General features: G+C 73.8%; 11 protein-coding genes and 1 pseudogene. 7 read left to right on the top strand and 5 right to left on the bottom strand.

The window, feature by feature from the left end:
* Positions 1–205: 205 nt before the first annotated feature.
* Complete coding sequence (locus ACH4K1_RS30940; RefSeq protein WP_398092849.1) at positions 206–1,279, bottom strand: alkene reductase; 1,074 nt, start codon at positions 1,277–1,279, stop codon at positions 206–208.
* 156 nt (positions 1,280–1,435) lie between these two features.
* Here ACH4K1_RS30940 and ACH4K1_RS30935 point away from each other — a divergent pair, with 156 nt between their 5' ends.
* Positions 1,436–1,834 carry a MerR family transcriptional regulator gene (locus tag ACH4K1_RS30935; protein WP_398092848.1) on the top strand — a complete coding sequence of 133 codons (399 nt, stop codon included), beginning with the start codon at positions 1,436–1,438 and terminating at the stop codon, positions 1,832–1,834.
* On the opposite strand, the gene ACH4K1_RS30930 is transcribed toward ACH4K1_RS30935, so the two are convergent.
* On the bottom strand, positions 1,821–3,179 hold the full coding sequence (locus ACH4K1_RS30930; RefSeq protein ID WP_398092847.1) for an alpha/beta hydrolase: 1,359 nt from the start codon (positions 3,177–3,179) through the stop codon (positions 1,821–1,823). The genes ACH4K1_RS30935 and ACH4K1_RS30930 overlap by 14 nt on opposite strands.
* Before the next feature lie 569 nt (positions 3,180–3,748).
* On the opposite strand from ACH4K1_RS30930, the gene ACH4K1_RS30925 reads away from it, so the two are divergent.
* The 3 genes from ACH4K1_RS30925 to ACH4K1_RS30915 are packed head-to-tail and all read left to right on the top strand — an operon-like array spanning position 3,749 to position 6,580.
* Complete coding sequence (locus ACH4K1_RS30925) at positions 3,749–4,627, top strand: lysostaphin resistance A-like protein (RefSeq protein ID WP_398092846.1); 879 nt, start codon at positions 3,749–3,751, stop codon at positions 4,625–4,627.
* Positions 4,628–4,655: 28 nt separating this feature from the next.
* Positions 4,656–5,882: a sensor histidine kinase gene (locus tag ACH4K1_RS30920; RefSeq protein WP_398092845.1), complete on the top strand. Its 1,227-nt coding sequence runs from the start codon at positions 4,656–4,658 to the stop codon at positions 5,880–5,882.
* A 5-nt stretch (positions 5,883–5,887) separates the two neighbouring features.
* A complete protein-coding gene (locus ACH4K1_RS30915) occupies positions 5,888–6,580 on the top strand; it encodes a response regulator (protein WP_398092844.1) in 693 nt (230 codons plus the stop codon).
* 88 nt (positions 6,581–6,668) lie between these two features.
* Here ACH4K1_RS30915 and ACH4K1_RS30910 read toward each other — a convergent pair whose 3' ends face one another.
* The 3 genes and pseudogenes from ACH4K1_RS30910 to ACH4K1_RS30900 form a co-directional block, all read right to left on the bottom strand.
* Positions 6,669–7,037, bottom strand: a complete 369-nt coding sequence (locus tag ACH4K1_RS30910; RefSeq protein WP_398092843.1) for an STAS domain-containing protein — start codon at positions 7,035–7,037, stop codon at positions 6,669–6,671.
* Positions 7,038–7,117: 80 nt separating this feature from the next.
* Positions 7,118–8,861: pseudogene (locus ACH4K1_RS30905) on the bottom strand (hypothetical protein).
* 117 nt (positions 8,862–8,978) lie between these two features.
* Positions 8,979–11,165 (bottom strand): regulator, encoded by a 2,187-nt coding sequence (locus tag ACH4K1_RS30900; RefSeq protein ID WP_398092842.1) that lies wholly within the window; start codon positions 11,163–11,165, stop codon positions 8,979–8,981.
* A 141-nt stretch (positions 11,166–11,306) separates the two neighbouring features.
* Here ACH4K1_RS30900 and ACH4K1_RS30895 point away from each other — a divergent pair, with 141 nt between their 5' ends.
* The 3 genes from ACH4K1_RS30895 (at position 11,307) to ACH4K1_RS30885 (ending at position 14,624) form a co-directional block, all read left to right on the top strand.
* Positions 11,307–12,014, top strand: coding sequence for a response regulator transcription factor (locus tag ACH4K1_RS30895; protein ID WP_398092902.1), 708 nt, complete (start codon positions 11,307–11,309; stop codon positions 12,012–12,014).
* 148 nt (positions 12,015–12,162) lie between these two features.
* Complete coding sequence (locus tag ACH4K1_RS30890) at positions 12,163–14,094, top strand: sensor histidine kinase (protein WP_398092901.1); 1,932 nt, start codon at positions 12,163–12,165, stop codon at positions 14,092–14,094.
* Between the two features lie 104 nt (positions 14,095–14,198).
* Positions 14,199–14,624 carry a hypothetical protein gene (locus ACH4K1_RS30885; RefSeq protein WP_398092841.1) on the top strand — a complete coding sequence of 142 codons (426 nt, stop codon included), beginning with the start codon at positions 14,199–14,201 and terminating at the stop codon, positions 14,622–14,624.
* Positions 14,625–14,814 lie beyond the last annotated feature (190 nt).

Genomic DNA, 14,814 nt, shown 5'->3' with positions numbered 1-14,814 from the left:
ACACCGGATCTCGGGAACGCGGGCGGGTCCGCTGATGAAGAGGGGGCTGTCCGGCTTGAGGCCGACAGCCCCGCGACAAGGTCTTCCGCTGCCTTCTTACCCGGGGATACGTCTGCCGGGGCTCGGCGGCCGGAGAAGGGGAGGCGGGCCGGTGCCGTGGCGGGGCTCGGCGAGGCGGAACGGGGGGTCTCCCGCCGGGAGCGGGTCAGGCGGTGTGCCGGTACGACGGGTAGGTGATGTACCCGTCGTCGCCGCCCTGGTAGAAGGTGTCCTCGTCGACGGGCGCGAGGGGCAGGCCGGTGCGCAGGCGTTCGACGAGGTCGGGGTTGGCGAGGAAGGCGCGGCCGAAGGCGATCAGGTCGGCGCCGAGCCCCAGCCAGTGGTCGGCTTCGGACTTGCCGGTCCGCTTGGCTCCGCCGGGCATGGTGGGGCTGACGACCAGGGTGCCGGGCCAGGCGTGCCTGAGCCGGAGGAGGGTGTCCTCGTCGGCGGTGCCCTCCAGGTGCACATAGGCGAGGTCGAGGCGGGCCAGTTCGGTCAGCAGGGCGGTGTTCAGCTCGACGGCGTCGTCCTCGACCGCGTCCCAGATGCCACCTCCGGGCGACAGTCGGATGCCGGTGCGGGTGGCGCCCACGGCCTCGACGGTGGCGGCGGCCGCCTCGACGGCGAAGCGTATGCGGTGGGCGATCGAGCCGCCGTAGCGGTCGTCGCGCAGGTTGGCGTTGGAGGAGAGGAACTGGGAGATCAGGTAGCCGTTGGCACCGTGCAGTTCGACGCCGTCGAAACCCGCGTCGACGGCCCGGCGGGCGGCGTGCGCGTAGGAGTGGACGTGATCGGCGACCTCGTCCGTCGGCAGGGCGCGCGGCACAGGCATCGGCCGGGGGCCACTCGGTGTGAAGACGCTGCCCGCCCCGGCCACGGCCGAGGGACCGACCGGCTGGAACCCCGTGGTCTCCGGATGCGAGACCCGGCCGCCGTGCATGATCTGGGCGAAGACGCGTCCGCCGTTGACGTGGACGGCCTCGGTCACCTGCCGCCAGGAGTCCCGCTGCTCGTCGGTGTGCAGACCGGGCGTCCCTGGATTGGACTGGCCGATGAGGCTGGGCTGGATGCCCTCGGTGATGATCAGGCCGGCCGTGGCGCGCTGCGCGTAATAGGTGGCCATCGAGGGGGTCGCCAGACCGCCGGCTGCGGCCCGGACGCGGCCCATGGGGGCCATGACGGTCCGGTTGGGCAGCGAGAGGCCGCCGAGACGGTAGCCGCTGAACAGGGACGGCATGGGGGTTCTCCTCACGTGCAGGGGCGCTCCGATTGCCGGGGCACACATGTACGGTAGAACCTGACGCCAATGTCAGATTCAAGCGAGGAGCGCCGCAGACTGCCGTGAGGTGCGTCACAGGGAGTGTCGTGGCGGGGCGCAGGAACGGAGTCGTCCATGCGGATCGGGGAGTTGGCGGACCTCGCCGGGGTGAGCGTGCGGTCATTGCGCTATTACGAGCAGCAAGGACTGCTCAGCAGTACCCGTACCCCGGGCGGGCAGCGCCGGTACACCGAACACGACGTGGACCGCGTCCACTTCATCCAGGGGCTGTACGCGGCGAACCTCTCCAGCCGCACCATCGCCGGACTCCTGCCCTGCACCGACTCCCCAAGCGTGCACAACTCCGACGCCGCGCTCGAACGGCTGGCCCACGAGCGCGAGCGGATCACCGCGCAGATCGAAGGACTTCTGCGCGCCCGGTCCACGCTCGACGACATGGCCGCCGCGGCGCGGGCTCACCGCGCGTCCCTGCTGCCCGGGGCCGACCGCACCGCGGCCACTACTTCCCGGTGACATCGGTGCAGTAGAGGTCCTTGTCCGGCAGCCGGCCGGTGCTCAGGAAGCCGACGGCCGCCTGGTCGGCGCAGGCGGAACCCTGCCCGTAGACGTAGTGCCCGCCGTTGTCGACGCCGACGTAGGCGGAACCCTTGCCGAGCGCCTGGTGCAGCCCGACGCCGCTTTCCCACGGAGTGGCGTGGTCCCGGCGGTTCTGCAGGATCAGGGTGTCGCGCGATCCGCCCTCCACGACCTCGACCGCCGGCTCGACCGGCTTGTCCCAAAAGGCGCACGCCCAGATGTTGGCGGGCATGCCCGCGGTGAGCGGCCACTTCTCGCGGTCGGCGGCGTGGCGGGCGGCGTAGCCGTCGGTGCCCTCCGGCCACGCGGCGTCGCCGCAGGTAAGGGCCAGGAACAGGGTGGCCTGGTTGTCCGCCGGAACCTCCGCGGACGGCGCCCGAGCGGCGAACGCCTGCTGGAGGACCTTGGTGTCGGCGGCCGTGACGCTGCCGTGGGACAGGTTCTCGGCGGCCTTCCAGAAGTGGACGAGCACGGGAAGGGTCTCGTTCTTCAGAAGCAGGGCGTAGGTCACGTTGCGCAGCATCGCCCCGTCCAGCGGCATCGATACGCCGGGAAGCCGCGCCGGGCTGCGGTCGAGCCGGTCGGCGAGGGTGAGGTAGGTGCGGGTCACCTCCGCCACGTCCGTGCCCAGTTCGAGGGTGTCTGCCTGTGCCGCTGCGACGCGGGCGGCGTCGGGGAACCGGTCGGCCATGCCCTTGCCCCAGGTGTCCGCGACCTGGCCGGCCCACACCTTGGCGGGGTCGACGTTGCTCTCCAGGACCATCCGGTCGGTGCGGCCCTGGAAGAGGGAGCGGTACACCGCGCCGAGGTAGGTGCCGTAGGACTGGCCCCAGTAGGAGATCTTCCTCTCGCCGAGCGCCTGCCGGATGCGGTCCATGTCGCGTGCGGTGTTGGCGGTGTTGTAGTACCGCAGGTCCTTGCCCGTCTTCTCGGCACACCGCTCGGCCACGGCCTCGGCGTGCGCCGCGTTCTTCGCGATCGAGCCGTCCGCGGCGGGATAGGGGAAGAGCCCGGGCACGCTGGGATCCCGCAGACCGCAGCTCTGCGGGGTGCTGTGCTCGACGCCGCGCGGGTCGAAACCGATCAGGTCATAGCGGTCCAGCACCGACTTCGGCAGTACGGACGCCATGGTCTCGGGCATGCCCAGACCGCCCACGGCCGGTCCGCCGGGATTCAGCAGCAGGACGCCGCGCCGCTTTTCGGGCAGGGCGGTGGACAGCCGGGAGACCGCCACGTCGATCTTCTCGCCGTCCGGGTCCTGGTAGTCGAGTGGTACCTCCAACGTCCCACACTCCAGGTCCTGGTCACGGGTTTGCCTCTCGGCTGCGGGTGGGCACTCGCCCCACGCGATGGCATCCGGCCGCGCGTCGTCGGCGCCGGCAGAACACCCGGCCAGTACGCCTCCCACCAGTGTGGACACCAGCAGCGTCGCGACGATCCGGCGGCTTCCGCGGAGACGGGACGGCTGAGCGGGACTGGACTTCGTAGACATGGTGTGGTCCTCGACTGCCGGCCTGATCGGCCTTGCCCGGCCGTTGGGTTGACGATGCGAGTCAACAAGAGACGATCGGAGGGCACGTCACCCCGGAGAGGACGAAAAAACGTAGCTCGCACGGGGGACACCGGGCCGCCGGGGCCTGCGGTGTTCGCCCACGACGAGCCGGCCCCGCGCCGGCGCATTCCTTGCGCTGGACCACGCCGGAGGGACGGTGGCGTGCTCCCCGCGCATTCCGGGTGTCCCCCGTGAGAGCTACCCGAACTGTCCATGCGCGGGGGATTCGCGAGCGCCTGCGGCCTCCTAGCGTGGCTGTCAGGTCACCGCAGGAGTGGCCCACCGCACGGGAGGCCGCCATGGGCACGAAATCCGCCGTACGACAGAGCGCAGGGTCCGACCCGGAGGAGGGCCGAGAGGGGGACGGCGGCCGTTTCGGCCGGATCGTGCGTTCCCCGCTGGGCTGGATGCTGACGGGGATGGTCGGCGTCGGAGTGGTCGCGGGGCTGACGGCCACCCGGCCCGGGCCCGTGCCGGTGGTGGGCGCGGCCGCCGCGGTGGCTGTGTACTGGTATGTCATGCGCCGCGTGGCCCGACGTGCGACGCCGGAGATCGCCCGGTCCGGAGCAGGGAGGGAGGCGCTGCTCGGCGGTGCGATCGGGCTGGGCTTCATCCTTGTCTCCGCCCTGCTGATCACGGCGTTCGGAGGCTATTCGTTCGCCTGGGCGGGCGACGGCGTCATGTCGGTCCTGTGGACGACGATCGCGCTCCAGATCGGCGCCGCGGTCACCGAGGAGCTGTTGTTCCGCGGTCTCGCCCTGCAGGCCCTCGAACAGCTGTGGGGCAGCCGGGCCGCCATCGTGGTCACCTCGCTGTTCTTCGGCGTCGCCCACCTGGGTGCCGAGGGTGCGAACGCTTGGAGCGGACTGGCGATCGCTCTGGAGGCGGGCGCCCTGCTCGGAGCCGCGTTCCTGTGGCGGCGTAGCATCTGGTTCGTCGTCGGGCTGCACTTCGCCTGGAACACCACGGAGCAGCTGCTCGGCATCCCCGTCTCCGGGCACGTCCCCGAGGGCCTGTTCACCGTCGACGTCCACGGCTCCGCACTGTTGACCGGCGGCGGCTTCGGCCTGGAGGCGTCGATCATGCCCGTCCTCATCGGAGTGGCCATCGCCGCCACGATGCTCGTGCGCGCCCACCGCAACGGTGACATCAGGCCTCGTCGACGCGCGGACCGCTGAGACAGGCCGACTGGAGGAAACCGCAGTGATGCCTCTTCAGGAACCGCGGAGCAGCGGGAGCCTCCCGCTGCTCCGGGCGTCGCTCGACCGGTGGCGGGAGCGGGATGCGCTCGTCACGGACGGCGTCCTCGCCCTGACGCTGACCCTGCTGGCTTTCGTTCCGCCCCTCTCCCAGGTCGGGGCGCAGATCGGCGACCTGCCCGAGCGGGCGCCGAGTGTGCTGAGCGGCGGGCTGGCTCTCGCCCAGACCGCACCCCTGACCGTCCGCCGCAGATGGCCCGCGGCGTGCCTGGCCGTCGTCGCGGCCGCGTTCGCTGTGCACCAGGCTCTGGGCTTCGCCACGACGTTCGCGAGCGTCGGGTTGTACCTGGCCCTGTACTCCGCCGGCGCCCACCAGGTCCGGTGCCGCGCCGGCCTGGTCGTCGCGGCGGGTGCGGGTTACGCGGTGCTGGCCGTCGTCCTGCACCGTGCCGGCTCACCGAACGGCATTCCGGACTATCTCGCCTTCTCGCTGGCTCTGGCGGCGGCGTGGCTCGTGGGGAGCACGGTGCGTACGCGGCGGAGGGAGGAGACGGAGCGCAGGCACCTGGCCGCCGAGGTGGCCACGGCCGCCGAGCGGGCGCGCATCGCCCGCGAGTTGCACGACGTGGTCACCCACCACGTGACGGCCATGGTGGTCCAGGCCGACGCGGCGCAGTACCTGCTCACGTCCGCGCCGGAACGCGTCGGTGAAGGGCTGACCGCGGTGAGCGACACCGGCCGCAGGGCGCTGAGGGAACTGAGGTACCTGCTCGGTGTCCTGGAGGCGACCGGCGAGGCGGCGTCCGCGGAGCCGACCGGTGCGGGCCGGGCCCCCGCCCTCGGCCAGGTGGGGGACCTGGTCGAGCAGGCCCGCAGGTCGGGCCAGCCGGTCGAGTTCGACGAGCGGGGCGAGCGGCGGCCCCAGGGCGTGGACGTGGAACTGGCCGCCTACCGGGTCGCGCAGGAGGCGCTCACCAACGCCACGAAGTACGCCCACGGGGAGCCGACCCGGGTCCTGCTCGGGTACGGCGACGACCACATCGAGATCGTGGTGACCACCGACGGGCCGACTGTCGCTCCGGTGGCGCGGAAGCCGGGCGCCGGCGGCGGACGGGGACTGGCCGGGCTGCGCACCCGTGTGCGGATGCTCGATGGTGAACTGACGTCCGGACCGCGGCCCGAAGGCGGGTTCGAGGTCCGTGCCACGATTCCGTCCCAGCCCTTTCAGGAGTGACCCCCTTGAGCCACACGCCGCCTGCGATCCGTGTACTCGTCTGCGACGACCAGGCGCTGGTGCGGACCGGCTATGTCACCATCTTCTCCGCCCAGCCCGACATGGAGGTCGTTGCGGAGGCCGAGAACGGTCATGAAGCGGTCGCGGCCGCGCGCCGGCTGCGGCCCGACGTGGTCGTGATGGACATCCGGATGCCGCTGCTCGACGGCATCCGGGCGACCCGGCAGCTCGCCGGTCCCGACAGCGAGAACGCGCCGAAGGTGCTGGTGGTGACCACGTTCAACGTCGACGCCTACGTCTACGACGCGCTGCGCGCCGGAGCGAGCGGCTTTCTCCTCAAGGACGCGCCTCCGGCGGAGCTGGTCAACGGTATCCGTACCGTCGCACGGGGCGAGGCCCTGCTCGCCCCCGCCGTCACCCGCCACCTCATCGGCGCTTTCGCCCAGCATGTGAGGCCGGCCGACATCTCCCGGCCGGCCAGGCAGGACATCGTGCAGGCGCTGACCCCCCGTGAACTGGAAGTGCTCCAGCTGATCGCCGAGGGGCTGTCCAACGCGGAGATCGCCGCCGCCCTGTTCATCACGCCCGAAACCGTCAAAACCTACGTGTCGCGCATCCTGGCCAAACTCGGCCTGCGCGACCGCGTCCAGGCCGTCGTCCTCGCCTACCGGGTCGGACTGGTCTCCGGCACACCGTGACCCGGTACGGCGCCGTCCACCACCGGCTCCGCCGGACAGCCGCCCCGGGTCGGGCCGGCCCGGCGGAGCCGGCTCCCCTGAAGGGTTTTCAGGCGGTGAAGCGGTTGTCCTGGCGTGCCATGAGCACGGTCCCGGTGCTGGCGCGGGCGGGCAGGCAGGTGCCCATCCCGGTGACGCCGAGCGGGCGGGCCGGCCGTTCGGCGATGGCTGCCCGGGCCAGGGGGCCGTCGGCGTCCTTGGCGCGGCGCCGGACACCGGGGAGGGCGCCCAGCCCTGAGGCGTCGCAGAAGGTGACGCCCGCCAGGTCGGCGACCGGGCCGGGATGTCCGGCCGCGATGAGTTCCAGGGCGCGGGCGCGTACGGCGGGCGCGGTGGTGACGTTCGATTCGCCGGACAGGGCGATCGCCGCCCAGGCGTCCTGGGCGTACGGGAGATCGGTGAGGAATGTGCCGGTCATGGGCGTCAGCTCTCCTGCCCGAATCAGACGTCGGTGGTCGGGGCGGCGGCGCTGGGGGCCGGGGGGCGTCCCGCGCGTGATCACGTACGGGACGCGCCCGGCGGGGTGAAGACCACCCGGACGCTCCTCTCGCCGGTGCGCAGCGTCAGCCCGTCGCCCAGGTCATTCGTCCGTTCCGGATCGGTCAGCCACAGGTTGACGGCCGCCCCCAGGAGCACCGGGTCGAGCGGGGGGGCGGCGGGCGCCCCAGGCGCGTTCGGCGCGGGCCTCCCACTTCCGTCCGCCGCGCAGCCGGACGAGGCAGCGGGTCTCGTCCAGCCGGGCGACCAGGACGTTGAGGTTCTCGTACCGCAGGGCGGCGTCCGCGATCCAGTCGAGCGCGGCCACCTCCGCGTCCTCGACCGTACGGGCCAGCACCTCCGCGGCGTCCGGCCAATGCGGATGGTTCTCCTCGGTGGTGACGGCGTAGAAGCCGAGGGCCCGGGTGTGGTGGCCCGCGACGAGAGGCCGCCGCTGGACCTCGACACCGCCCCGCCCGTCGTGGGCGCCCGTCACGTCGTACGCGGTGACCGCCGCCCGGCGCACCGGTTCGGGCGCCGGTACGGGGACGGGTCGCGGCGCCTCCTCCGGCGCCCGGACCCCGCGCCCGGCGAGGAACGCGTACATCCGGGCCCGTGTCACCTCCCCGGAGGTGTCGACCGAGGCGAGCTGCCCGTCGACCACGGGCCGCAGCACCGCCGGGTCGTGCCGGGCCGCCGCATCCAGCAGCTGGGCGTGGACGTCCCCCTCGGGGTCCAGGCGCGGCGCCTCCCGGCCGAACGCGGCGGCGGGCGAGAGCGGGTCCAGCTCGTCCAGGCCGGTGGCCGCGAGCAGCGTGACGCGGTCCGCGGCGGCCGAGTAGAAGGACGTACTGCCGTGGTCGCCGACCACCCAGTCGCTGGCCACCACCGCGGCCCGCCAGCCCTCCTGCGGCGGGATGATCATGAGTCCGGCGTCCATCGCGGCCCCGAGCCGCTCCAGCACTCCGGCACGGGTGTGCCGGGCCCACACGTTGGGGTGGAAGACGGCCGCGACGGCGAACTCGTCGGCCGGGAGCGAGGTGACCAGCCGCAGCGGCAGCTCCGGGTGGCGCCCGAGCAGCGAGTGCTCGCTCCAGGTGGAGTGGATGACGACCAGCCTCCGCCCGTCGACCGCGCCGAGCCGCACACGGTACCGGTCCCGGTGGGACATGCTCGCGGTGATGCGCTGGAAGCACCAGTCGCCGACGGGCACGGCGTAGGGAACCGCCTCGGGGCAGATCTCGGTGAGCCGGTCGATCTGCCCCGGATGGGAGACGCCGATCGCCTTCGGCACCACCTTTCCGCGCCACATCAGCTCCCGGCGCGACAGTCCGGCGGGGGCGGCGGCCTCCCCGGTCGACTCGGTGACGAGACGGTTGTACCCGGCGCCGTGCGGCAGCACCATCAGCGGGGCGTCGAGCCGGCGCATCGTCGGATGCACCGAACAGCTCACGGCCAGATCGAACGAGCGGCGAATCGCCTCCTCCCAGCTCAGCACGTGGATGCCGAGGCCGGACAGGTAGGAGTCGAGCCCGTCCGCGAACGCCGATCCCGGATTGACCGTGTAGTACTTCTCGATCCCGTCCTCGCTCCGCAGCAGATGCATCACGTCCACCACCCGCGTGGCGGACGTGAGCGTCCGGGCCACTCCGAGCACCTCGGCCCTCGGCGGGCCCCAGGTGTTCCAGCGGGACGGGCCCGGCCGGCCGGCTCGACGGAACCAGTTGGAGGGGCGGCTCAGCAGTGATGACACCGAGGACAACATGGCTCCGGGAAGAGGGGGAGGGAACAGGGCGGGGCCGGAAGGGGCCTTGGGGCCGGGCGGGGCAGGAGACGGGAGAGGGAAGAGGGGAGACGGGAGGCAGGCCGCGGGGGGCCCGGCTCAGTCCGTGACGGCCGGCGGCCTCAACCCCATCGCCTGCCGCAACGTCCGCAGCTTCTCCTCGTACGCGGCCCGCAGGGATTCCTCCTCCGCCCGTCCGGCCAGCGAGGCGAGCAGCGCGAGCGCCTGGTCGAACTTGGCCAGCTGCCTCAGCTCCGCCGCCCCGTCGGCCGCCGCGACGGCCGCCGCCACCGCCCGGTCCAGTTCGCCGCGCCCGCCCAGGGCGCGTGCCCGTACCAGCTCGATCCTCGGCAGCATCGGATCGTCGCCGGTGGCCCGGGCGGCCCCGGCCGCGGCGTCCAGGACGTCGAGCGCCTCGTCCCATCGCCCTCCGGCCACCAGCGCCTGCCCGACGTTGTAGCTCTGCACGACGACGCCGTGCGGGTCCGGCACCGCGCGGTTGGCCTCCAGCGCCCGTTCGAAAAGTTGGCGGGCCTCGTCCGCCCGGTCACGGGCCAGGGCGATCAGGCCGCGGGTCTCCCACACCACACCGCTCAGCCGGGGGTCCGCGACCAGGCCCAACAGCTCGGTGGCGGCGGCCAGTTCCGCGTCCGCGCCGTCGAGGTCGCCCAGTTCGTACGCGGCACGGGCCACCTGGTTCAGCATCCGGACCTCCACATCGGGGCGGGCCTCGTGCCGGGCCGCCTCGACCCCCAGCGCGCCGGTGGCGACGCAGTCCGCGAGGTGTTTGCGGCTGTGGTAGAGCGACCACAGCGACTCGCACAACCGCCACACGTCCTCGTGCCACCCCTGCTCCGCCGCGGTGCGGATCACGTGCTCCAGGTTGACACGTTCGGCGTCCAGCCAGTCCAGCGCGTCGGACCGTCCGACGAACAGCGGTTCCTTCGCGGAGAGTTCGGCCAGGGTCCGGTCCGGTGGCGGTTGGATCCTGAAGCGGTCGCCGAGCACCAGCGCGTCCGCGTGGGCCGCCGCGTCCCGGTAGAAGCCCACGACGAGCCGCAGGACCGACCGCCGCCCGTCCTCGGTCGTCGCCCGTGCGCGCAGCCGGGCGTGGGCGCGGACCACATCGTGCAACCGGCAGCGCCGGGGGCGGTCCGGCGACTCCACCAGGACCGCGAGCCGCGACGAGACGAGTTCACCGAGCGCCTCGTCGACCCGGACGGCGCCCGCGGCGCGCAGCAGATCCGTGGTCGCCGTCGTGCCGGGAAGGGCGCCGAGCAGGTCGTAGAGCCGCCGGGTGTGCTCGGACACCTCGGCGAGCACCGAGTCCAGCACCGTGTCGACCGCTTCGCCCACACCGTCCCCGCTCCCCTGAGCTCCCTCGCTCGCGCCCATGGCCGCTGCCCTCGCCTCCCGTCCGCCGTCGCCGCCCCCGGCGCCCGGCCCGCCGCCTGTTCCGTACCGTCCGGCGGCCGCCAGGTCGCGTACCACGTCGTCGAGGGTCAGGTGCGGTCGCGCCGCCAGCCACTCCACCGCGGCCCGCAGGGCCAGCGGATGCCCGGCGCACAGCCGTACGACGTCGGCGGCCGTGCTCTCGTCGGCGTCGGCATGCCAGCGGCGCACCAACTCCGTCCCCGCCGCCTCGTCGAGCGGGTCGACGCCGATCAGCACGGCCCCGTCCATCAGCAGCGACGGCAGGGCCCGTCGGCCGATCACCACGAGCAGCCCGCTCGGCGGCACGAGCGCCCGCGCCTCCGGGGCGTGCTGGACGTTGTCCGCCATCACGAGGAGGCGTTTGCCTGCGGCGACGCTGCGGAAGAGGGCCGTGCACTCGGCGAGCCCGGCGGGCACATAGTCCTTGCTGACCCCCAGGGCGCGCAGGAACCGGCCGAGGACGGCGGCGAGATCGACGACGCCGTCGCGCCGCAGATCCTCCAGATCGACGTAGAGCTGCCCGTCCGGGAAGATCTGCTTCAGCTCCCGTCTCACGCTCTGGGCGACGAGTTGCGTCTTGCCGACCCCGCCGACGCCGACCACGAGCAGTGTTCCGGGCTCCGGTTCGCCGGCCAGGGCCACGGCCGCGTCCCGCAGACCGGCGAGTTCCTTCGTCCGGTTGACGAACACCCGGCTGGGCGGGGGCCCCTGGCTCGGCGGGGCGTCGGGGGCCCTCTCCGGCAGCCGCAGGCCCTCGATGTGCTGCGCCATCAGGACGGGCCCGACGATGACGGCGTCCCCCGACACCGTGTTGTACGCCGTTCCGCCGCCGTCGGTACCGAGGCTGTTCAACCCGTCTCCTTCCACCGGTGCGGCCGCCCTCGCGCGGGCGGACGTGCCGGTTCCCTTCCGGGCTCCCGCTGTGCCGGAACCCGCCCCGGTCTCGCACTGTAGTCCCGCCGCTCTACGATCGGGGGCGTGTGCGCAGACGTCATGGTCGCCGAGGACGACGGGAAACAGGCCGAGCTGGTACGCCGCTATCTGGAACGGGAGGGTCACACCGTACGGATCGTGGGCGACGGCCGGGCCGCGCTCGACGCCGTCCGGCAGCGGGAACCCGATCTGCTCGTCCTCGATGTGATGATGCCCCGCACCGACGGCCTGGACGTGGTGCGGGTGCTGCGGGCCGAGGGCCGGGAGCTGCCGGTGCTGATGCTGACCGCGCGCTCGACCGAGGACGATCTGCTGCTCGGTCTCGACCTCGGGGCCGACGACTACATGACCAAGCCGTACAGCCCGCGCGAGCTGATGGCCCGCGTCCGCACCCTGCTGCGGCGTACCCGGCGGCCGCCCTCTCCGGAGCCGGCGGCCGAGGACCCCGTCCTGCGTGTCGGCGCCCTGGTGGTCGATCCGGAGCGGCACGAGGTGTCCGTGGACGGTGGGACGGTGGAGTGCACGCCGGGGGAGTTCCGCATCCTGGCGGCCCTGGCGGCGGGCCCGGACCGGGTGTTCAGCCGGCAGCGGCTGCTGGAGGAACTGCACGGGTTCGACCGCTACATCAGCGCCCGGACCGTCGACGTGCACGTGATGAACCTGCGCAAGAAGATCGAGCGGGCCCCGAGACGGCCGGAACGGCTGCTCACCGTCTTCGGCGTCGGCTACAAGCTGACCGACCCGGCCAGGACCGGCCGGCGTGCGTAGGGCACGGGCGGCGGGCCACGGCAGCGGTGGGGCCGGGGCGGGGACCGGGGACGGTCACGGCGAGGCCGGCGGGGGGCGGGGCCGCGACGTCCCGGCCGGTCATGGCGGACGTGAGGGGCGGCGGGCGGCGGGGCGGGCACGGGTGCCGTTGCGGCGGAGCCTGCTCGGACGGCTGCTCGCCGTCTCGGCCCTGGTGGCCGCGTGCTCGGTGGCGGCCACCGCCTGGATCGCCGTCCAGACCACCTCGGGCGCGATCAAGCAGGAGCAGGGGCAGAACCTCACCGCGGACGCCCGGATCTACGACACCCTGCTGGAATACGCGGCACGGAACCCGACCTGGGACGGGGTCGGCGCCACGGTGCGGGAGCTGGCCCGGGAGTCGGGCCGCCGGGTCGCGCTGACCACGCAGAGCCGGCAGCCCCTCGCCGACTCCGCCACCGGGGCGAACGCCCCGGCGCTTCCGCCGCAGGCGTCCGCCGTGGTGGACCCGTTGTCCGTGGACACCGTCCTGGCGGCGCGCGGCCCTGACGGGCAGAGCGCGGCGGCCGACCGGATCGACCCCCGGGCGGTGGGGCCGTTCCGCCTGTCGGCGGCCGACAGCGCGGCGTTGCGGCACAAGGCCGACATCCAGGTGGAGTGCCTGAACCGGGCCGGGATCGCCTCCGACGTGGTGGTCGGCGCCAGCGGCCGCCCTCGGGTGCAGGTCGTGGGCAACGACCCCGAGCGCGCGCTGGGCACCCGCTGCGACCTCGCGGAGCTGGACACGCCCACGCGTTCGGAGCGGAAGGCGCTCGACGCGCTCACCGAGCTGGCCGACGCCTGCCTGAAGCGGCAGGGCCGCGAGGGCGTACGGCTGAACAACGATCTGTCGTGGGGCGATCCGGTCCCGGTGGTCGTGCCGAGCACGCCCGGGCCGGTGGCCCCGCGGCCGGCGCCCGCCCCGGGTGACGCCCCTCCGCGGGAGGCCGGGCCCTCGGCCGAGGGCCCGGAGCGCACCGGGGAGAACGACCGGGCCATCGCGTCCTGTGTGGGCACGGCGCGCAGCGAACAGCTCAGTTCGTACGTGGCCTCCCCCGCCCTCCTCTTCATCGGCGACGAGGGGGGCGCGACCCTGACCGGTTTCGACCTCTCCCCCGCCAACACCGCCCGGATCGCCGGTGCGGCGGCACTCGTGCTCGCCCTCACCGTGGGCGCCTCGGTGTTCGCCGGGGCCCGGCTGGTGCGTCCGCTGCACGCGCTGACCGGGGCGGCGCAGCGGATGCGGGACGGGGAGGAGCCCGCTTCGGTGCCCGTCACGGGGGACGACGAGGTCGCGCGGCTGGCGGCGGCGTTCAACGACATGTCCGCGCACCGGGCGCGGCTGGAGGAGCAGCGCAAGGCCATGGTGAGCGACGTCGCCCATGAGCTGCGCACCCCGCTGAGCAACATCCGGGGCTGGCTGGAGGCCGCGCAGGACGGACTCGCCGACCCCGACCCGGCGTTCGTCTCCTCGCTGCTGGAGGAAGCCGTGCTGCTCCAGCACATCATCGACGACCTCCAGGACCTGGCGGAGGCCGACGCCGGGGCGCTGCGTCTGCATCCGGAGACCGTCGAGGTCCGGGAGCTGTTGGGCCAGGTGGCCGCCGCCCACCAGGCGCGGGCGGAGAACGCGGGCGTCACGCTCGTCGTCGCGGCCCCCTCTCCGGGTCCGGAGCTGTGCGCCGACCCGGTCCGGCTCCGGCAGGTGGTGGGCAACCTGGTGTCCAACGCCGTACGGCACACGCCGGAGGGCGGCCGGGTCACGCTGAGCGCCTGCGCCTGCGCCTGCGACGAGGACGGCGGGGCGGTGCTGATCGAGGTGGCGGACACCGGCTCCGGCATCCCGGCCGCGGCTCTCCCCCATGTCTTCGACCGGTTCTGGCGCGCGGAGAAGTCCCGCAGCCGCCGCACGGGCGGAAGCGGTCTGGGCCTGGCCATCGTCCGCAAACTGGTCGAGGCCCACGGGGGCACGGTGGGTGCCGCCAGCACCGAGGGCGAGGGATCGGCATTCGTTCTCCGGCTGCCCGCAACGCCCCCTGATGGGATGACCACAGCGATCTGACAGCTTCTTCATATCTCCGCGCCAGCCTGGCGGCATGCCCCGCTCCCGGTGCGAACCGGCATCCGGGACCGTCACGGGGCCGAGTAGGGAATGGAGCAATCCGTATGACCGCTTTCACCTTCCGCCGCACGCTGCGTGGCGCCGTGCTCGCCGCCGTCGCGGCCGGCGCGGTACTGGTCCCGGCCGCCGCGGCCTCCGCCGACACCGCGCCGAAGCCGGCGCCGTCGGCGCCCGCCGCGGCCGCACCGTCCCCCGAGCGCGGCAAGACCGCGCCCGCCCCGGAGAAGGCCGCACCGGCCGCTGCCCCGCGCGGCGGCGTCGCGGCAGGCGAAGCCCCGGCGCCCGCGCCCGAGGAAGCAGCGCCGACGGTGGTCGCGCCGCGCGGAGGCGTCGCCGCGGGCGAGCGTCCCGTCACCGGCGACGACAGCAGCACCGCCGTGCTGGCCGGTTCGGCGGTCGGCACCGTCCTGCTGGCGGGCGTGGGCACGATCGTGCTGCGCCGCCGCTCGGCGGCCGGCCACACCGCCTGACCCGCACCGCTTCCCGTCGATGACCGTGGCGCCGCCCCGCACCGGGGCGGCGCCACGCCCGCTCCCCGGCCGGGCCCCCCCCCCCCCCCCCCCCCCCAACCCGGGTGCGGGTTGGCCGCCCCGAACCCCCCCCCCCTACCGGGGGCCCCCCCCCCGTGGACCCCCCACACCGGCCGGGGCCTGCGGGGCC

The sequence above is a fragment of the Streptomyces sp. NPDC017448 genome, assembly GCF_044330565.1.
GTDB lineage: Bacteria > Actinomycetota > Actinomycetes > Streptomycetales > Streptomycetaceae > Streptomyces.
This window is presented reverse-complemented; position numbering and strand designations above follow the sequence as displayed.